Below are 20453 nucleotides of genomic sequence, written 5' to 3'. Positions count from 1 at the left end.
TAATGGATTGAGACAGTGCAAGTCTTTAATTTTCCTTATATTAAGGTCTCAAGTAGTTTTTCTAACTATTTATAAAGTAAAATCTAAACAATTGCATTTTAAAATATGGATATAAGCAAAGAGAATAATATCAAACTTTTATCTTTTGATATAGACAACACACTCATCGATTTTAATACACTAAAAGGAAGTTTTACCAAAACTTGGAATAAGTACAAAACAGATTCTAAAGTATTGCTCACTTACAATACAGGCAGATTGATTGATGATGTTTTGAGCCTCATTAAAAGAGGTGTTCTGCCAGAGCCAGATTATATTATTTCAGGGGTTGGTACCCATATTTATGATTATAATAATAAATGTATCGTAAAAGAGTTTAATGAGGTACTTGATGATGGTTGGGATATTCAGTCCGTTGAAAACATCATACACAATAGCAACCACCCTATAAACGAACAGCCTTCAAAATTTCAGCACTCCTACAAACGAAGTTATTTTTTTCACGATGCCACTTCAGAGCATATAGCAAATATTGAACAAGATTTTGCCAATGCCAATATGTATATTAACGTGGTATATTCGGGCGATAAATTTTTGGATATTCTTCCCAAGTGGGCAAACAAAGGCAATGCTTTGCAATGGCTACTAAAGAAGCTCGATTTAAACACCAACCAAGTTTTAGTGGCAGGAGATAGTGGAAACGATTCCGCCATGTTTGGGTTGGATGGTGTAAGAGGAATTGTTGTTGCCAATGCACATGAAGAGTTATACAAATTTACGAAGCATAGGCAAGTATACCATGCCGAGGGTGTAAATGGAGATGGCGTTGTTGAAGGCCTTATTTATTATGGCATATTGCCAACTGGTGCTTTGGTTAACAATGAGAAAGACCATAAAGACGACTTTTTTATTAAGCAAGAACTAAATAATATAGCAACTGAGGATGAAGGTGAAAAGATAGCCTTAATTAAAGAAGGTTATGAAAAGGCCATTGAAGCCATAAGAAAGAATATTACACCACTGGGTTTTTCAGCTTGTTCTATTAAAGATAATATACCTAATGGAACCGATGAAAACTATCACAGTGTATGGGCAAGGGACGGTGCCATAACGGTTATTGGCTCGTTGCCTCTTATTCATGATGAAGAAATTCATCAATGCCAACGTCAAACACTTTTAACCTTATTTGAACATATTTCTCGTAACGGACAAATTCCTTCAAACGTTCGTATAAAAGATAATGTGCCCGATTACTCAGGAGTAGGGGGTATCTGTTCCATAGATAGTGGTATTTGGGTAGTTATTGCCTTTTATGAGTATGTGAATGTAACTAAGGATATTGAATTTCTTAGAGACCATATTGCCAACATAAAAGAAACCATGCGATGGCTTGGAGCTCATGATAGTAATAACGATGCTTTGTTGGAAATACCTGAAGCGGGCGATTGGACTGACTTGTTTGGTAGAAGTTATAACATTCTATATGACGAAATCCTTTGGTACCGCGCCAATGTTTGCTTTGGGCGTATGTTGGAAATGTTGGGAGATTATGAGCAAGCAGGAGAATATATTAGATGGTCTCAAGTAATTAAAAAGGAAATTGTTGATAATTTTTGGCCTTCTACAAAACCAAAACCATATTCACCGGCTTCATTTGCTGAACGACAACTTGCCTTGGGAGATACTACCTATTTAATAGCGCAAATTACCCCGTTCGATTTTAGTTGGCGTTGTGATGTCTTCGGAAATATTTTAGCCTTTTTGCACGGTACCATAGATGCTGAAAAAGCACATCAAACATTTCGTTTTATGTTAGGGGTTGGGGTTAACGATCCGTTTCCGGTGTCAAATGTCTATCCCGTAGTGTCTCCCGGAGATCCAGATTGGAGACCTTATTATACCGTAAACCTTTTAAACTTGCCTAATCACTATCATAATGGTGGTATTTGGCCTTTTGTAGGTGGTTTTTGGGTGAAGTTTATCAACAAACTGGGTTTGAAAGAAATGGCAATTTCAGAGTTGCACAAACTTGCTTTAATTAACAAAGAGGGCATTACTGAAGAGTGGGAGTTTACAGAGTGGGCGCATGGTACCACAGGAAGGGCCATGGGTAAAGCCTACCAAGCTTGGTCTGCAGCTCAATACATTTCTGCTTGTCACCATTTAAAAATAATTAATAATTAACTAAAATTTATAAACTATGAAATCGATTTTAATGATCTCTTTGCACGGATATGTAGGTGCCAATGCCGAATTAGGAAAACCAGATACAGGAGGACAGGTTGTTTATGTTTTAGAATTAGCAGAACGTTTTAGCAGACTGGGGAAGAATGTAGATTTAGTGACTCGTCAGTTTGAAGATCAGCCAGAATACGACCATGTTGATGAGAATTACAGTGTATGGCGCATTCCTTTTGGTGGAAAAAAATTCATCAGAAAAGAGGATATGCACGACCATTTAAAAAAGTTCGTCACCAATTGTTTAGCGGCTATTAAGAAGGAACGAAAAAAGTACGATGTGGTATATACCCATTATTGGGATGCTGGTTGGGCAGGACAGAAAATAGCTGAAGAATTGGGGATATCCCACGTACACACACCACATTCACTTGGTTGGTGGAAACGTCATACCATGGGAAGCGATATGGATGAAGTTGAAATGGAAAAAACATATCGTTTTAAAGAACGTATTCGAAAAGAATATTTTGTGTATCAAATGTGTAACTTCGTTATTGCTACCACATTACCACAGGTAGATTTGCTTACAAAGCAATATGATGTGTTATCTCGAAATTGCGGTATGATTCCTCCTGGAATTGATGAAAACCGTTTTTTTCCAGTGCCTTCCAAAGAAAATGACAAAGTGCGCTCTAAGTATGATATACATCCCAACGATATTCTAGCTTTGGGTCGAATGGCACATAACAAAGGCTATGATTTGCTTTTACAATCTTTGCCTACCGTATTGGAACTTTGCCCCGAAGCACGTTTGGTAGCTGCTATTGGAGGGGATTCGGACCAAGACAAGCAAGGTATAGAGAAGCTTAAAACACTGGCGGGCGAGTTAGGTGTGATGGATAAAATAAAATGGAAAAATTATATTGCAGATGAAGATTTAGCAAATGTGTATCGTTCGGCCAATATTTTTGCTATGCCATCACGCTATGAGCCTTTTGGCATGGTTGCTATTGAAGCCATGGCATGTGGTACGCCTAGTGTGGTGACGGTTCATGGTGGTTTGTATGATTTGATAGATTTTGGAAATCAAGCATTGTTTGCAGATCCTCATAGGCCTATTGAGTTTGGTGCGATGTTGTCCATGCCGCTTTTATATCCTAAATTACGTAATGAATTATCGGTTGAAGGAGCTCGTTTTGCACGTCGAAATTTTGGATGGACGGGAATAGCTAAACGTATACTTAAAATATTTGATAATTCCATCAACCAGCAATCTATGGAATCAAATATATATACCCATTAAATGATTGAGTTTTTTTCAATTTATTGATTATCTCTGCTTTTAATATTCAAAGCGCAAAGTTTCACTATTTCTGAAATTCGTTTTGTTCTGGTGGCTTCGCGTTTTGCTTGATTAAGCCAATATAAATAGCTTTTTCTGTAGGAGGGCGCAAAGTTTTGGTAGTTTTCAAAAGCTATGGGGTTTTTGTCAAATTCGGTTTGTAAATCTTCAGGAATAATGCCGTTTTCAACATCGTCCAGAGCTTCCCAGCTACCGTTTTGTTTGGCAACTTCAATAATTTTCAAACCACTTTCGTGCATTAGGTTTTCAGAAATTAAGTCTTCTAAATATTTTTTGTTTAGGGCGCTCCAAACACTTTTTTCGTTTCTGGGTGTGAAGTATTGCCTGCGTTTTCCGTTGCCTAAGCTTTTTACGGTTGAATCTATCCAACCATAGCATAAGGCTACTTTAACGGCTTCTTCCCATCGCATGGAATCGTTTTCGTGTTCTACTTTATAAAAGATGAGGTAAACGCCTTTGTAGGTTTTGTGGTTTTTATGTAACCATTCGCGCCATTCTTTATCTGTTTTAAAATATAACTCGGGTAATTCCAAACCAATTAAAGTTTTTTAGAATTAATATAGAAATTTGGATCTATTTCAAAGGTCGCGTTTTTGGTATCTAAAGTTTTGGTTTTCCAATCGGCTTTTGGGAACAGCCATTCTTCTTTGCCATTTATGGTTACTTGAACAGGCATATCGAACTTATCAATAATGTTGGTCCATCTATACTTTAGCTCTTTGTTTTCAATTTTGTATTCTAAAGTTGGTATTTTAATTGTTCTTAAATATTGATTGAAATACTCGGTTAAATCGATGCCCGTTTCTTTTGAAATATAATCTTCAATCTGCTTCGTGGTAACGGTTTGGTGGTAAAAGGTTCTATTTAAACCTCTTAAAATTTGACGCCATTTTTCATCATCTTCAATAAGCTGTCTTAAACTGTGGAGTATGTTGGCACCTTTAAAGTACATATCGCCAGAACCTTCTTTGTTTACATTGTAAATGCCAATAATGGGTCGGTCGTTTATAATATTTTTTCTAAGTCCAATAACGTATTCTGAAGCAGCTTTTTTTCCATAGTAATAATCTAAAAATAAACTTTCAGAATAACATGTAAATGCTTCATGAATCCACATGTCGGCTGCGTCTTTGTAAGTGATGTTGTTCGCAAACCACTCATGTCCAGCTTCATGGATGATAATATAATCAAACTTTAGTCCCCATCCGGTACCTGACCAATCATTGCCTAAATAACCTTTTTTGTATTGGTTGCCGTAAGTAACCGAACTTTGGTGTTCCATCCCTAAATAAGGCACTTCAACCAATTTAAAACTATCGGCGTAAAACGGATATTGACCAAACCAATGCTCAAAAGCTTTCATCATTTTTGGGGCATCTTTAAAATGCTCTTTGGCCTTTTCAAGGTTGTATCTCAAAACATAATAATTCATGTCTAAATTACCGCCTTCGCCGTCATACACCTCAGAGAAATTTACGTAATCGCCAATGTTGATGTTAACACCGTAATTGTTGATTGGGTTTTTTACAATCCATGTATAGGTTTTGGTATCTCCAATTTGTTCTACGCTTCGTAGCCTTCCATTGGAAATGTTTGTTAAATGGTCGGGTACATTCACGCTAATTAGCATACTATCCACTTCATCATACATGTGGTCTTTACATGGCCACCAAACACTGGCACCTAAACCTTGGCAGGACGATGCGATAAAATGATTGCCATTTTTGTCTTTTGTCCAGGTAATGCCCCCGTCCCAAGGGGCTCTTATGGCTTCTTTTGGATGCCCCTCGTAATAGACATCGACACTATTGATGTCGTTTTGGTTTTGAACATCTACTAAGGTTATAAAATGCGCATTTCCATCATGTTTTATCTCTAATTCTTTATTGTTTTGTATGGCCTTAGTGATTTTTAAAGGGGGCTGTAAATCAATTTGCATTACAGAACTGTTTTCAAGTACTTTATATTGAATGGTGTTTTTTCCTGAAATATATTTTTCATCAGGATTTACTGTAATGTCTAAATGATAATAGGTTAAATCCCACCAAGCGCGCTCTGGTGTTATGGAGCCTCTTAATGTGTCTTGTCTCGTGAAGTTGTTTTTGCTGGAAAATAATTCTTGAGCTTCAGCATAAACTAAAGGGAATAATAAAAAAGATATTATAGTATATATGTGATATTTCATTAATTTAATTTTAATCAAATCTAATAAAAATAAAGAGTATCTCGAAAATAATTATAAGTCACTGTGAAATAGATACATAGAAAATTAAATATAACTTCCTATGGGATTGGTAATTTATCGTTAATTTTTGCTGTATAAAGTGAATTTTTCTATTTATGTAGAAATAAGAGTACTTTAAAGGGTTCATATTTCTCTCCCAAGAAATTCAAATAATATCTCCTCTCCCTAAGAGATATAATTGAAGCAATATATCAATGTTTTAACAAATTAAAACCAATCATAATTATGAAATTATTAAAACCAATTGTGCTGGCATCGGTGTTTGCTGTATGCTTTACTTGTGAAAACAATGACCTTGTTTCTGATGATTCTAATATGAAATTAAAGGCTAAAGATCCTATTTTTATGGACTTAGGAAACACTATGAGAACCATTAAAGTTAAAAATAAAATTGATGGTTTATCTAAATCTGCAAACTCTGCTAAGGCGGCTAAAAGTTATAATGTCGCTTTATATATGGCTGAATATATTACGGCAGGTGATACAGAAGAGATGGGAAATATAGTTTATTTTAATAACCGTGGCAATAAGCAACTACAAGGGGATTTTGTACCTGGCTTAGCATTAGATGGTACTAATGCCATATCCTATTATGTGGATGACAATAGGCCTTCATTAGATTTGGATGTTGTTGTAAGCAATAACGCTATAGATAGAGCCATGAATACATGGGATGGCATTATTTGTTCTAATTTAGGTATGTTTGAAATAGCTTATGATGGAAGAGATACAGGTTTTATTGCAGGGATAATAGGTGAAATTCTTGGGGAAGATTTTGGAGGAAGTCAATCCTACGTAGCTGACGTTTTACATGCGGGGTGGTTGCCTGCCAGGGCTTTTGATCTTGTAGCTCCAAATGGTTCCCAATTTATTTTAGGCGTTACCTATACCATTGTGTTTACTGATGAAGAAGGAAACCTTATTGATACCGATAATAATGGAAAATATGATGTAGCATGGCGTGAAATTTATTACAATGATAACTTTTCATGGGATGATGGGAATCATTATGATGTTGAAACAATCGCATTACATGAGGCAGGTCATGGTTTAAGCCAAGGCCATTTTGGTAAAGCTTTTAGAAATATAAAAACTGGAAAGCTACATTTTTCACCTAGAGCTGTTATGAATGCCGCTTATTCTGGAATTCAAACAACTATTGACGAATCTGATTTGGCAGGGCATTGTAGTAATTGGTCCTCCTGGTTCAATAATTAAAGATGTAATATTAATTTATTTCACTAATAAAAAACGCTCCAAATATTTGGAGCGTTTTTACATTTGAGTTAGTCACTACAAGCAAATTGCTTAAAAACAATACTTATTTTCTTTAATAACTTTTGAAGCTATAATATTTCTTAATTCAATAATGTTGGGCATGTTTACATATTTAATGTAACGTTTTAAGCCCATAAGCATCATACGTTGCTCGTCGCCCGTTGAGAATGAAATAATGGAATGTTTTCCAGCGGTTTCAATAACATCAATAGCATGGAATAAGTTTAGTTTAGCCATGGCAATTTGTTCTTTTACTTGGTCTTCTCCTTGTTTTTTCGCCATTTTTTCTGCACGTAAAATAGCAGATTCTGCAATGTATATTTGAATTAAAATATCGGAAGCCGCAAGCATTAATTGCTGTTGTTGTTCAATTTTTTCGCCATATTTCTGTAATGCAGCGCCAGCCACCATTAAGAATAATTTTTTAAGATTGGCAATGATGCTTTTTTCTTCGGAAAATAATTCTGAAAAATCTTGTACGTCAAAATTAGGAATACCGGTTAATTCGTTAGCTACCTCTGTTGCAGGACCCAATAAATCTACATGGCCTTTCATGGCTTTTTTAATAAGCATGCCAATACTTAGCATACGGTTTATTTCGTTGGTGCCTTCATAAATTCTAGAAATACGGGCGTCTCTCCAAGCCGATTCCATAGGGGTGTCTTCAGAGAACCCCATCCCTCCAAAAATTTGTATGCCTTCATCAGTACATTTTTGAATGTATTCAGAAACCGCCACTTTTAAGATGGAACATTCAATGGCATATTCTTCAACACCTTTCAATTCAGCTTCTTGATGTGAGTCTTTGCCGTTGTTTTGACGAAGGATGATGCGGTCTTCTATGTTTTTTGCTGCACGGTAACTGGCGGCTTCACCTACCCAACAGTTGGTTGCCATTTCAGCTATTTTTTGACGAATGGCGCCAAAGCTTGCAATTGGGGTGTTAAATTGAATGCGCTCATTGGCGTATTTTACCGATTCGGTGATCACACGACGCTGTGCATCTAAACAAGCTGCTGCTAATTTGATTCTACCTACGTTTAGTGCATTCATGGCTATTTTAAAACCGTTCCCTCTGGTTGATAGCATGTTTTCAACAGGCACTACGGTATCATTAAAAAATACTTGTCTTGTTGAAGAGGCACGAATACCTAATTTATGCTCCTCTTCGCCCATGGTAATGCCATTTGGGTTGTTCTTGTCGTATCCAACAATAAAACCTGTAATGTTTTTATCATCTTCTATACGAGCGAAAACAATCATTAAATTACAAAAGCCGGCATTTGAAATCCACATTTTTTGCCCGGTAATCTTGTATGATTTCCCATCTTCAGATAAAACGGCTTTGGTTTTACCCGAGTTGGCATCACTACCAGCACTTGGTTCAGTTAAACAATAAGAGCCAAACCATTCGCCTGTAGCTAATTTTGGTACATATTTTTGTTTTTGTTCTTCGGTACCATATAATGTTATCGGCATGGTGCCAATTCCAGTATGTGCACCAAAGGCGGTGCTGAACGACCCTGTGGCACCTGAAATATAATCACAAACCAGCATGGTATCAATAAAGCCCATGCCCATACCACCGTACTCCGTTGGTACGGAAATGCTTAAAAAACCCATTTCGCCTGCTTTTCGCATGCAAGATTCCGTTAAGGCATAATCTTTTGCTTCAAAACGTGGTTTATTTGGCCAAATTTCTCGGTCTACAAATTCTGTGACGGCCTCTTTCATCATTAATTGTTCCTCAGAAAAATCTTCAGGCGTGAATATATCTTCACAGTTTGTTTCTTTAACCAAGAATTGACCACCTCTTAAAATGTCTTTTTCTGTTGATTCCATATTTTTTAGATTTATAGATTCAAGAATCAGGAATCAAGACTTATAATTTTAGCCATGATTTGAAACTTGAAATCATTTTTTGTATTTGTTTTATTTTTTTGTTTTCAATCGTTCTTCTCCTTTGGGGAGGTTAGGTGGGGCTTTTTAATTTAAAAATTCAAAAATTCCACAAGCACCTTGACCGGTACCTACGCACATGGTAACGGCACCATATTTACCCGTCATGTTACGTTTGCGCATTTCATCAAATAATTGAACCGATAGTTTTGCACCAGTACAACCTAGTGGATGCCCTAAAGCAATAGCGCCACCATTTACGTTTACAAGCTCGGGGTTGAGGTTTAATTCCCTTATTACAGCTAATGACTGTGAAGCAAACGCTTCGTTAAGTTCTATTAATTCTAAATCCGATTGATTTAAACCTGCTAATTGTAATGCTTTTGGAATGGCTTTTACAGGACCAATGCCCATAAACCTTGGTTCTACGCCTGCTGCTGCATAATTTACCAATCGCGCAATAGGCTCTAAGTTTAATTCTTTTACCATATCTTCACTCATCACCATTACAAAAGCAGCGCCATCACTCATTTGCGATGAGTTTCCAGCGGTTACACTGCCACCAGCGGCGAATACTGGTCTTAATTTTGCCAAGGCTTCTAAACTGGTTCCAGCACGAGGCCCTTCGTCTTTGGTAACGGTGTAAGATTTTGTTGCTTTTTTTTCGTTGTCATCAATATAAACCTGATCTACTTTAATAGGTACAATTTGGTCTTGAAATCTATCTTCAGCGAGTGCTTTTAAGGCTTTCATATGTGAATTATAAGCAAATTCATCTTGGTCTTCGCGCGACACATTAAATTTGTTGGCAACAGCTTCGGCCGTATTTCCCATGCCCCAATAATAGTCTTCATGACCCGCTTTAACGGTGTCGTAATTCAATTCAGGTTTAAACCCCGTCATAGGTACCGAACTCATACTTTCTGAGCCACCAGCAATAATACAATCGGCCATACCTGATTGTATTTTAGCAGCTGCAATAGCAATGGTTTCAATACCTGAAGAACAAAAGCGGTTTACGGTAACCCCTGGAACATCTACACTATTTAATCCAATTAATGAGATAAATCGTGCCATGTTTAAGCCTTGAGCACCTTCTGGCATGGCATTACCCACAATAACATCGTCAATGCGTTTTACATCTAGATTTGGTAATTCCTTCATCATGTGTTGGATGGTTTCCGCACCCAATTCATCGGCACGTTTAAAACGAAAGACACCTTTTGGTGCTTTACCAACAGCGGTTCTGTATGCTTTTACTATATATGCGGTTTTCATAGTTTTATTTTTATTTTGAAAACGAGAATCAAGAAAATGGAATAGAGAAAGAAGATTTTCAAATCTGTTTCCGAATTTTCTATTAGTCTCTCTTTTCTTTTCTCTTTATTCTTTTTTCTAGTTTCTTAAAGGTTTCCCAGTTTTTAACATGTGTTGGATGCGTTCCAAGGTTTTACGTTCTGTACATAAACTTAAAAAGGCTTCGCGCTCTAAATCCAATAGATATTGTTCGGTAACTAAGGTAGGTTCAGATAGATCGCCACCAGCCATTACATAGGCCAATTTGTTGGCTATTTTATGGTCGTGTTCACTGATGAAGTTTGAAGCTTCCATAGAATCGGTTCCTACTAAAAACATACCCAAAGCTTGCTTACCAAGTACTTTTACATCGGTACGTTTTACAGGTTGTGTATATCCAGCTTCCGCCATTAATTTAGCATAGGCTTTTGCGGTAGCAATTTGTCTGTCTTTGTTTACAACAACAATGTCTTTTCCTTTTTGAAGCAGACCCAAATCGAAGGCTTCATAAGCAGAGGTTGCTACTTTTGCCATACCAATAGTTAGGAAGTATTCTTGAAGTGTGTTCAATTCAACATCACCTTTTTTAAACGAATCGGAAGCACGTAAAGCCATTTCCTTTGAACCACCTCCACCAGGAATAACGCCCACACCAAATTCTACCAAACCAATATAAGTTTCGGCTGCGGCTACTACTTTATCGGCATGCATGGATAGTTCGCAACCACCACCAAGCGTCATGCCATGTGGCGCAGAAACCGTTGGAATAGCTGAATAACGCATACGCATCATAGTATCTTGGAAATATTTGATGGCGGCATTCAATTCATCATATTCTTGTTCCACAGCCATCATGAAAATCATACCAATATTAGCGCCTACAGAGAAATTTGCTGCTTGGTTACCAATTACCAAACCAGCGAAATCTTTTTCAGCAATATCAATAGCTTTATTTAATCCAGCTAAAACATCGCCACCAATGGTGTTCATTTTAGATTGGAATTCGCAATTTAAAATACCATCGCCCAAATCTTCTACAACAACGCCTGTATTTTTGAAAACTTCTTTAGATTTTCTAATATTATCTAAAATAATGAAGGCATCTTGACCGGGAATTTTTTCTTGTGATTTCTTCGGAATATCATAAAAATAAGTAGCGCCGTTTTTTACGGTGTAGAATGATGTGTTTCCTGAAGCTATCATCTCATTAACCCAAGCCGCAGGTTCTAAACCCTCAGCTTTCATTATTTCGATACCTTTTTCTACACCAACAGCATCCCAAATTTGGAAAGGACCATGTTCCCAACCAAATCCAGCTTTCATAGCATCATCTATTTTGTATAAATCGTCGGTGATTTCAGGAATTCTATTTGAAACATAGGCAAACATGGAAGCAAAGTTCTTTCTGTAGAAATCGCCAGCTTTATCTTTTCCTGAAACTAAAATTTTGAATCTATCAATGACTTTATCAACCGTTTTTGTTAGTTCTAAAGTAGCAAAATTTGCTTTTTTTGAAGGCTTGTATTCTAAAGTATTTAAGTCTAAAGCTAAAATATCCTTACCTTCTTTTTTGTAAAAACCTTGTCCTGTTTTGCTTCCAAGCCATTTATTTTCCATCATTTTATTGATGAAATCGGGCAGTTTAAAAAGTTCATGAGCTTCATCGTTAGGGCAATTTTCATAAATACCGTTGGCAACATGTACCAAAGTATCTAACCCAACCACATCTACCGTTCTAAAGGTAGCCGATTTTGGTCGTCCAATCACCGGACCCGTTAATTTATCTATTTCTTCAACCGTTAAGCCTAAAGATTTTACTTGGTGGAATAAACTTTGAATGCCAAAAATACCAATGCGGTTTCCAATGAACGCAGGTGTATCTTTACCAACAACCGAGGTTTTTCCTAAGAATTGTTCACCATAACCATTTAAAAAGTCTAAAACTTCTTGTGATGTTTTAGGACCAGGAATAATTTCGAATAATTTTAAGTAACGTGCCGGATTGAAAAAGTGTGTACCGCAGAAATGTTTTTGAAAATCTTCTGAACGGCCTTCACTCATAAAATGGATGGGAATTCCAGACGTGTTTGAAGTTATTAAAGTACCAGGGGTTCGGTGTTTTTCTAGTTTTTCAAAAACACTTTTTTTAATGTCTAGGCGTTCAACAACAACCTCCATAATCCAATCTACATCTTTAACTTTAGCAATATCATCTTCTAAATTACCTGTAGTGATGCGTTTAGCAAAATCTGGATGATAAATAGGAGAGGGCTTCGATTTTAATGAGGTCGCTAAAGCATCATTTACCAATCGGTTTCTTACTATTTTATCGTCTAGTGTTAAGCCTTTCGCTTTTTCTGCATCGTTTAATTCTCTTGGAACAATGTCAAGCAACAGCACGTCTACGCCAATATTTGCGAAATGACATGCAATACCGCTTCCCATAATTCCTGAACCAATAATGGCTACTTTTTTAATTCTTCGTTTGCTCATTTTAGATTACTTATCGTTTTGATCGTAAATTTTTTTGTTGGAAATCATATCGCTTATTAAATCTGAAACCTCATAGAAATGATTTAATTTTTCTTCGGAAATGTTTTTTCTAATGGTTTCATTAAAAATCAGTACTTTTTCTTTAGAATTGGCTCTTTTTTGACGTCCAAATTCAGTAAGACGAATGATAACACCTCTGCCATCTTCCGGATTTGGGTGGCGTTCAATCAACCCTTTTGCTTCCATTGTTTTTAAAATCCGAGATAAGCTGGTTGCTTCCATACCCATTTTAGGGCCTAAAGCTGTTGATGGTGTGCCTTTTTCTGGGTCTATACTTAATAGTGTAAAGCCAGTAGCCATAGTGCTTTCAAATTTAGCAGCTTCTTCATTATACATTTTTTGAACAGCAAGCCATGTGGTTCTTAATATATAATCAATAGTTCTTTCTTTCATAGTTGTTTGGTAGTTAGTCCAAATATATGAAAATATATTATGCACGCATAATATATTAAGAAAAATTTAATTTGTTTTAATGTTAATTAGAACGTTTCGTTAAGATCTATAAATCTTTTCAATAAGATTTGAATAGATTTCCTTTATCACTTTTCGTTTTAATTTCATGGTAGGTGTTAAATGTCCTGCATCAATAGACCAAACATCTGGGGTTATTTCAAACTTTTTGATTTGTTCCCAATGGCCGAAATTTTTATTCGCATGGTCAATTTCACTTTGAATGCGCTCTATTAATTTTGGGTTTGAAATAAGATCGTTGGTATCTTTAAATGTTATTTGATGTTTTTTTGCCCATTCTTTAACAAAATCAAAATTAAGTTGAATTAATGCGGCCGGCATTTTTTCGCCTTCGCCAATAACCATAATTTGTTCTATAAAACGCGATTGTTTAAATTGATTTTCAATGAGTGCAGGTGCTACATATTTTCCGCCAGACGTTTTGAACATTTCCTTTTTACGGTCGGTTATTTTTAAAAAGCCATCGGCATCAAATTCTCCAATATCACCTGTATGGAAATAATCGCCAGTCATCACTTCAGCTGTTTTTTCTGGATCTTTGAAATAACCTAGCATCACGTTAGGTCCTTTTACTAGTATTTCGCCATCTTCGGCAATTTTAACTTCAACGTTATCAATTATTTTTCCAACGGTGCCTACTCTAAACCCACCGTTTCGCATATCGTTTACCGAAATTACTGGCGATGTTTCTGTAAGTCCATAACCTTCCATAATGGGTAATTTGGCGGCAGCAAAAACGCGGGTTAACCTTGTTTGAAGGGCTGCGCTACCAGAAACCATAATTTCTAAATTGCCACCTAAGCCTTCTTGCCATTTACTGAAAATTAGTTTTCTTGCTATTTTTAATTGGAACTCGTACCACCAGCCATTTTTTCCGTAAGGTTCAAATTTCAAACCTAAGTCTAAAGCCCAAAAGAATAACATTTTTTTAATGCCTGTTAAATCGGTTCCTTTGGCAACAATTTTGTCGTAAACTTTTTCGTAAAGTCGGGGAACAGCCGTCATAACTGTAGGGCACACTTCTTTTAAATTATCACTCATTTTTTCGATAGACTCGGCAAAATAAATTTCAACGCCACAATACATATATAAGTAAAGAATCATGCGTTCAAAAACATGGCAAACAGGAAGGAAGCTAAGCGCTTTGGATTTTCCTTTAACGAATGGAACGCGTTTTTCGCTATCAATAACATTTGATACTAAATTGTTATGTGAAAGCATCACGCCTTTTGGCTTTCCTGTAGTTCCAGAAGTATAGATTAGGGTAGCTAAATCGGAGGCTTTTACGGCTTCCTTTCTTGCCTCAACATCACTTTGATTGCTAGTGTCTTCGCCTAAATTTAAAACATCTATCCAATGATTTTCTCCTTCAATAGCATCAAAAGTATAAACGTTTTTTAGCTTGGTTTTACTTTTGATGTTGTTCAGTTTTTCAAGAACTTCAACATCGGAAACGAAACAATAAATGGATTCGGAATGGTTTAGGATGTACTCATAATCTTCAGAAGCAATAGTAGGATATATAGGTACATTTTGAGCGCCTGTTTGTAACACGCCTATATCTAGAATGTTCCATTCTGTTCTGTTGGATGAAGAAATAACGGCAATTTTGTCGTTAGGTTTAACTCCTAAACGCAGCAAACCTCGGCTGATGGCGTTAGCTTGATTTATGAATTCTTGAGTTGAAATTGATTTCCACTCACCATTATATTTTGTGGTGAATGCCTTATCTAAATTATAAGTGCTTAATTGATGATAAGGAAAGTCAAAAATTCTAGTAATATTTGCCATCGTTTCTTTGGAGATTTCTTGTTATGCAAAGTATGAAAATAAATAAGATTTTCAAATTGTTAAAAAAGGGAAGTAAAATTAATGAAATTCGTAGAATATATTGCTGAATGTTATTCTTTTATGATTCTGAAGGTTTCAATAGCAACCGTATCATATACTTTCAAAATGTAAACACCTATAGGTAAATTATGAACACTAATTGTTTTTTCTTTGTTAGAATTGCCTTCTGCTAGCAATTTTCCTGTATGGTCAAATATGGCATAATTATAAGTTTCGAAACTCAAATTTTTAATATTTACAATATCTTTAGTTGGGTTTGGGTACACGAAAGACTTATTTATCAGACTTGTGCTTTTAACAAATTCGGTTTTAGATTTGGTTTCTGTAGCTACAAAATCACAAGAAAAATCTAAATAAGCTTGCAAATCATCTCTATCATATGTTTTTTCGTAACCAAGAGTTTTTGCCTTTTGCAGCAGTTCACATGCCTTGGTGTAATTACCTAAATCATAATAAACAACGCCTAGATTTCTTAAGGCAAAGGAATTGTCTTTGTTTATATTTAGAGCCTCTTCTAAGTCTGTTATCCCTTTGTTGGTTTCTCCTAATTTATGATATAAAAACCCTCTAGTTGTCCATAGGTCTCTTTCGGCGGTACCTTTGCCATTTTTATAAAGGCTTGCTTCGTTTTTAAAAGCAATGTTTATGTGGTTCATAGCTTTTTCGTAATTTCCTAAATCGGTATAAGCCATTGCTAAAACCCAATTTGCAAATGAGTGATTGGGAACCATTTCGATAGCTTTGTTTAAATACTCTATACCCAGTCTATAAGACTTGACGCTTACAAGGTATCCACCAAGGTTATGATATAATCTACTTTCTTTAGGAGATGCTTTTAAGGCTTTAAACTTATATTGAATACAGTAATTTTCCATTTCATAACCTTCATAAATTGAAGCAAGGTTGTCGTAAATGTTTCCCAACATTTTTTCAGGAACTTTTTTGGTTTTTGAAATTTTTAAAATCGTCTTTTCTATTTTTTTAAAATCATTTAACGCCAGCGTGTTGTCTCCTAAATATGCTCTTATGTTGGCTCTAGTGAAAATGGATTTAAAATCGTTGGGCTTCTGTAAAAGTTTTTCATTTAAAATTTTTAAATCGCTATGTGCTTTTTTTACTTTTTCTTCATTTTTTTTATTGAATTCTATTATGTGGTCAATGCGTTCAATTAATTTGCCTTTGTTAAATTTCCAACTGGTTAGTTTTTCTCCCTTTTTATTAAACTTATAGGACATTCCATCATAAAATCCGTTTATATAGTGAAATTCTTCATTTAATTCACCCGATTTGTAGTAGGTTTTAAGGCTGTCTAACTTTTTATCGTTGCCATACCATCGTTCCATAGCAAGGACACTATCCTTAAAAAACACACGTTTTATAACATCTTCATCATCTTGAGAAAAAAGACAAATAGGAATAAGAAATAGGTTGATTAAAAAAAAGTTCTTCATTTTCAGTAATTATATTAAACAAAAAAAGCTCTTACTAAAGTAAAAGCTTTTTTAATGATTACGTGAATAAATTCTTATTATTTTTCTAACCAAAGTCTAGCATTCACAAATGCTTCTAACCAAGGCGATACTTCGTCGTTTCTGTGTTCTGGGTAATTTGCCCAATTCCATTGGAACGTAGAACGCTCAATATGCGGCATGGTTACTAAATGACGCCCTGTTTTATCACACATCATAGCGGTGTTAAAATCGGAACCATTTGGGTTATGAGGATATTCTGCATAACCATATTTAGCAACAATATTATATTCGTTTTCAGACTTAGGCAAGTTAAATTTACCTTCACCATGCGAAATCCAAACGCCTAAAGTAGCGCCTTCAAGTGTTGAAAGCATGACTGAGTTGTTCTTTTGAATTTTCACTGAAGTGAATGAACTTTCATGTTTATGCGAATCATTATGAACCATTTTGCCATGAACATCGTGCTCTGGGTTGATAAGCTCTAACTCCATCCACAATTGGCAGCCATTACAAATTCCAACCGATAACGTGTCTTCTCTTTTGAAGAAATCCTGAATCACTTTATTGGCTTTTTCGTTGTATTTAATAGCACCTGCCCAACCTTTTGCAGAACCAAGTACATCAGAATTACTAAAACCTCCAACAGCGCCTAAAAACTGAATGTCTTCTAAGGTTTCACGGCCCGAAATTAAATCGGTCATGTGTACATCTTTCACATCAAAACCTGCTAAATACATGGCGTTTGCCATTTCACGCTCGGAATTACTTCCTTTTTCGCGAAGAATAGCTGCTTTAGGTCTTTTTAAGGGTGTTTCAGGTAACTTTCCTGTAAAATGACTAGGGAATGTGTATTCTAATGGCTGATTTTTATAGTTGTTGAAACGCGCTTCAGCTAAATTATTAGCAGTTTGTTTTTGGTCTAAAAGGAAAGAGGTTTTATACCAAACATCGCGTAAGCGAGAAACAGTTAGAGTGAAAACATCTGTGCCGTTAATGATGCTTAACACATCGCTATTGGCAACGTTTCCTATGTTGAAAAATTCAATATTTGCTTCAGATAAAATGGCTTCGATAGACACGTCTTTCGATTGAATTACAATACCAGCATTTTCGGAAAATAAAAGTTTCACAGAATCTTTTTCAACTAACGCAGAAAGGTCTAAGTCAGCACCTAAATTTGTATCCGCAAAACAAAGTTCTAAAAGCGTAGTAATTAATCCACCCGAAGCCACATCATGTCCTGCAACTATTTGTTTTTCTTTTATTAGTTTTTGAATCGTGTTGAAAACGGTTTTTACATACCCAGCACTTTTTACGGTAGGTGCATCGTTTCCTATTTTGTTCAACACTTGGGCAAAAGAACTTCCTCCTAATTTAAAATCGTCTTTAGACATGTTGATGTAGTAAATGCTACCTGCATTTTTTTGAAAAACAGGCTCTACAACATTGCTAATGTCATTACAGTTTCCTGCTGCTGAAATGATTACCGTTCCAGGAGATAATACATCGCCATCAGGATATTTTTGCTTCATAGAAAGCGAATCTTTCCCAGTTGGAACATTAATGCCTAAATCGATGGCAAATTCTGAAACCGCTTTAACCGCTTCATATAAACGGGCATCTTCACCTTCATTTTTACAAGGCCACATCCAGTTTGCCGAAAGTGAAACCGATTTTAATTCATCTTTTAAAGGTGCCCAAATAATGTTTGTTAATGCTTCGGTAATGGCATTTCTGCTTCCCGCCACCGGGTTGATCAATCCTGAAATAGGCGAGTGCCCAATAGACGTTGCAATTCCTTCTTTTCCTTTATAATCAAGCGCCATCACACCCACATTGTTTAGTGGTAATTGTAATGGACCAGCACATTGTTGTTTGGCTACTTTTCCACCTACACAACGGTCTACTTTATTAGTTAACCAGTCTTTACATGCTACGGCTTCCAGTTGTAAAACTTGTTCTAAATAGTCGTGGAATTTATCGGAATTATAGCTTAAATCTTTATAATTTCTTTTAATGGTTTTATCGGTCATGATGGTTTTTGGAGAACTTCCAAACATATCTTCCATCGCTAAATCCATCGGTTTATGGCCGTTGGTTTTAGATTCAAACGTAAAACGATCATTACCTGTCACATCCCCAACCGTGTACATAGGGGAACGTTCACGTTCTGCAATACGTTGTAAGATATCGATATGCTCTTTGTCAATCACCAAGCCCATACGTTCTTGTGATTCGTTACCAATAATTTCTTTATCAGAAAGGGTAGGGTCGCCAACAGGCAAAGCATCTAAATCTATTTTTCCACCAGTATCTTCCACCAATTCCGATAAACAATTTAAATGACCTCCAGCACCATGATCGTGAATAGAAACAATATAGTTTTTGTCGCTTTCAACCATACCACGAATAGCATTGGCAGCACGCTTTTGCATTTCTGGGTTGGAGCGTTGTACGGCATTCAGTTCGATACCTGAAGCAAATTCACCGGTATCGGCACTAGAAACTGCTGCACCACCCATACCAATACGGTAGTTTTCGCCACCAAGAATAACAATTTTATCGCCAGTTTGTGGTTTATCTTTTAAAGCTTGGTCTTTTTTACCATAACCAATACCTCCAGCTTGCATGATCACTTTATCGAAACCAAGTTTTCTGGCATCTTCTTCATGTTCAAAGGTTAAAACCGAACCGCAAATAAGTGGCTGCCCGAATTTGTTTCCAAAGTCCGATGCACCATTTGAAGCCTTAATTAAAATATCCATAGGCGTTTGGTACAACCATTTGCGTTCTGGAAACGCTTTTTCCCAAGGACGGTTTTCTTCTAAGCGAGAATACGAGGTCATGTACACCGCGGTTCCTGCTAATGGAAGCGATCCTTTTCCGCCTGCAAGTCTATCACGAATTTCACCTCCCGAACCAGTTGCAGCACCATTAAAAGGCTCTACGGTTGTTGGGAAATTATGGGTTTCAGCTTTTAATGAAATAACCGACTCAAAATCTTTGGTTTCGTAGAAATCGGGTTTGTCGGCGGTTTTTGGAGCAAACTGCTCCACTTTTGGGCCTTCAACAAAAGCCACATTATCTTTATATGCTGAAACAATACTGTTCGGATGTGTTTCAGAAGTTTTTCTAATTAATTTGAAAAGCGAGGTTGGTTTTTCTTCGCCGTCGATGACGAAAGTGCCGTTAAAAATTTTATGGCGACAGTGTTCTGAATTCACTTGTGAAAAGCCAAACACTTCAGAATCGGTTAACGGACGACCAATTTTTTTGGCAACGCCTTCTAAATACGCTACTTCTTCATCACTTAATGATAAGCCTTCTTTTTGGTTGTAAGCGGCGATATCTTCAATATTAAGTATGGGTTCTGGTTTGATATTGATGGTGAATGATTCTTGGTTTAATCCTTTGAATTTTTCAGAAATCATTGGGTCGAAACCCTTGAAATCCTCAGAAACCGCTTGGAATTCTTCAATACGGATGATGTCTGAAATGCCCATGTTTTGGGTAATTTCAACCGCATTGGTACTCCAAGGAGTTATCATGGCAGCACGCGGACCAACAAAAAAAGCATCGAGTGATGCTTGTTCTATTTTAGGCTGGTTGCCAAATAACCACGTTAATTTAGCGATGGTTTCAGTTGATAATTCTTTTGTTGTTTGAACAGCAAATACCTTGCTGGTTACGTTTCCAAAGAAATGAATCATTATATATTGATTTGTGTGTGTTTAAAGAAAGTGCAAATTTACTTTTTTTCGGCGTAATTCCATGTAATTAATGCCATGAAAATGTTTAGTTATTCACTAGGTTTTAAACATAAAAAAAGCGACTCATAAAAGTCGCT

Annotated in this window: 12 protein-coding genes; 3 read left to right on the top strand and 9 right to left on the bottom strand. The window is 36.2% G+C overall.

What is annotated here, in order from left to right; genetic code table 11:
• The first annotated feature begins 105 nt into the window (after nt 1–105).
• Nucleotides 106–2184 carry an HAD-IIB family hydrolase gene (locus J8H85_RS05845; protein ID WP_209653563.1) on the top strand — a complete coding sequence of 693 codons (2079 nt, stop codon included), beginning with the start codon at nt 106–108 and terminating at the stop codon, nt 2182–2184.
• A 16-nt stretch (nt 2185–2200) separates the two neighbouring features.
• On the top strand, nt 2201–3481 hold the full coding sequence (locus tag J8H85_RS05840) for a glycosyltransferase (RefSeq protein ID WP_209653561.1): 1281 nt from the start codon (nt 2201–2203) through the stop codon (nt 3479–3481).
• Nucleotides 3482–3501: 20 nt separating this feature from the next.
• Here the strand turns inward: J8H85_RS05840 and J8H85_RS05835 are convergent, their stop codons facing one another.
• Complete coding sequence (locus J8H85_RS05835; RefSeq protein WP_209653559.1) at nt 3502–4074, bottom strand: YdeI/OmpD-associated family protein; 573 nt, start codon at nt 4072–4074, stop codon at nt 3502–3504.
• 5 nt (nt 4075–4079) lie between these two features.
• Nucleotides 4080–5726, bottom strand: a complete 1647-nt coding sequence (locus tag J8H85_RS05830) for a M1 family metallopeptidase (protein ID WP_209653557.1) — start codon at nt 5724–5726, stop codon at nt 4080–4082.
• A gap of 285 nt (nt 5727–6011) precedes the next feature.
• On the opposite strand from J8H85_RS05830, the gene J8H85_RS05825 reads away from it, so the two are divergent.
• The gene (locus J8H85_RS05825; protein ID WP_209653555.1) at nt 6012–7004 is read left to right on the top strand and encodes a zinc metalloprotease; all 993 of its coding nucleotides are present in this window, start codon (nt 6012–6014) and stop codon (nt 7002–7004) included.
• Nucleotides 7005–7094: 90 nt separating this feature from the next.
• On the opposite strand, the gene J8H85_RS05820 is transcribed toward J8H85_RS05825, so the two are convergent.
• From J8H85_RS05820 to purL, 7 genes are all read right to left on the bottom strand, one after another.
• Nucleotides 7095–8906: an acyl-CoA dehydrogenase family protein gene (locus tag J8H85_RS05820; protein ID WP_209653553.1), complete on the bottom strand. Its 1812-nt coding sequence runs from the start codon at nt 8904–8906 to the stop codon at nt 7095–7097.
• Between the two features lie 144 nt (nt 8907–9050).
• Nucleotides 9051–10241 carry an acetyl-CoA C-acyltransferase gene (locus J8H85_RS05815; protein WP_209653551.1) on the bottom strand — a complete coding sequence of 397 codons (1191 nt, stop codon included), beginning with the start codon at nt 10239–10241 and terminating at the stop codon, nt 9051–9053.
• A gap of 117 nt (nt 10242–10358) precedes the next feature.
• Nucleotides 10359–12752, bottom strand: a complete 2394-nt coding sequence (locus tag J8H85_RS05810) for a 3-hydroxyacyl-CoA dehydrogenase/enoyl-CoA hydratase family protein (RefSeq protein ID WP_209653549.1) — start codon at nt 12750–12752, stop codon at nt 10359–10361.
• Between the two features lie 6 nt (nt 12753–12758).
• Entirely contained in the window at nt 12759–13205 is a 447-nt protein-coding gene (locus J8H85_RS05805) for a MarR family winged helix-turn-helix transcriptional regulator (protein WP_209653547.1), read from the bottom strand.
• Between the two features lie 99 nt (nt 13206–13304).
• Nucleotides 13305–15074 (bottom strand): AMP-dependent synthetase/ligase, encoded by a 1770-nt coding sequence (locus J8H85_RS05800; protein WP_209653545.1) that lies wholly within the window; start codon nt 15072–15074, stop codon nt 13305–13307.
• A 110-nt stretch (nt 15075–15184) separates the two neighbouring features.
• On the bottom strand, nt 15185–16585 hold the full coding sequence (locus J8H85_RS05795; protein ID WP_209653543.1) for a T9SS type A sorting domain-containing protein: 1401 nt from the start codon (nt 16583–16585) through the stop codon (nt 15185–15187).
• A 77-nt stretch (nt 16586–16662) separates the two neighbouring features.
• On the bottom strand, nt 16663–20316 hold the full coding sequence (gene purL, locus J8H85_RS05790) for a phosphoribosylformylglycinamidine synthase (protein WP_209653541.1): 3654 nt from the start codon (nt 20314–20316) through the stop codon (nt 16663–16665).
• Nucleotides 20317–20453 lie beyond the last annotated feature (137 nt).

This window comes from Mariniflexile gromovii, assembly GCF_017814435.1.
In the GTDB taxonomy this organism is placed as follows: Bacteria; Bacteroidota; Bacteroidia; order Flavobacteriales; family Flavobacteriaceae; genus Mariniflexile; species Mariniflexile gromovii.
Note: the sequence above shows the minus strand (reverse complement) of the source record. Positions and strands in the feature narration are given on the sequence as shown.

What these genes read in the sequence shown, in the direction of transcription:
- J8H85_RS05830 (WP_209653557.1), bottom strand. Translation starts at nt 5,726, where the DNA reads ATGAAATATCACATATATACTATAATATCTTTTTTATTATTCCCTTTA.
- J8H85_RS05845 (WP_209653563.1), top strand. Translation starts at nt 106, where the DNA reads ATGGATATAAGCAAAGAGAATAATATCAAACTTTTATCTTTTGATATA.
- J8H85_RS05820 (WP_209653553.1), bottom strand. Translation starts at nt 8,906, where the DNA reads ATGGAATCAACAGAAAAAGACATTTTAAGAGGTGGTCAATTCTTGGTT.
- J8H85_RS05805 (WP_209653547.1), bottom strand. Translation starts at nt 13,205, where the DNA reads ATGAAAGAAAGAACTATTGATTATATATTAAGAACCACATGGCTTGCT.
- J8H85_RS05840 (WP_209653561.1), top strand. Translation starts at nt 2,201, where the DNA reads ATGAAATCGATTTTAATGATCTCTTTGCACGGATATGTAGGTGCCAAT.
- J8H85_RS05825 (WP_209653555.1), top strand. Translation starts at nt 6,012, where the DNA reads ATGAAATTATTAAAACCAATTGTGCTGGCATCGGTGTTTGCTGTATGC.
- J8H85_RS05800 (WP_209653545.1), bottom strand. Translation starts at nt 15,074, where the DNA reads ATGGCAAATATTACTAGAATTTTTGACTTTCCTTATCATCAATTAAGC.
- purL (WP_209653541.1), bottom strand. Translation starts at nt 20,316, where the DNA reads ATGATTCATTTCTTTGGAAACGTAACCAGCAAGGTATTTGCTGTTCAA.
- J8H85_RS05795 (WP_209653543.1), bottom strand. Translation starts at nt 16,585, where the DNA reads ATGAAGAACTTTTTTTTAATCAACCTATTTCTTATTCCTATTTGTCTT.
- J8H85_RS05815 (WP_209653551.1), bottom strand. Translation starts at nt 10,241, where the DNA reads ATGAAAACCGCATATATAGTAAAAGCATACAGAACCGCTGTTGGTAAA.
- J8H85_RS05810 (WP_209653549.1), bottom strand. Translation starts at nt 12,752, where the DNA reads ATGAGCAAACGAAGAATTAAAAAAGTAGCCATTATTGGTTCAGGAATT.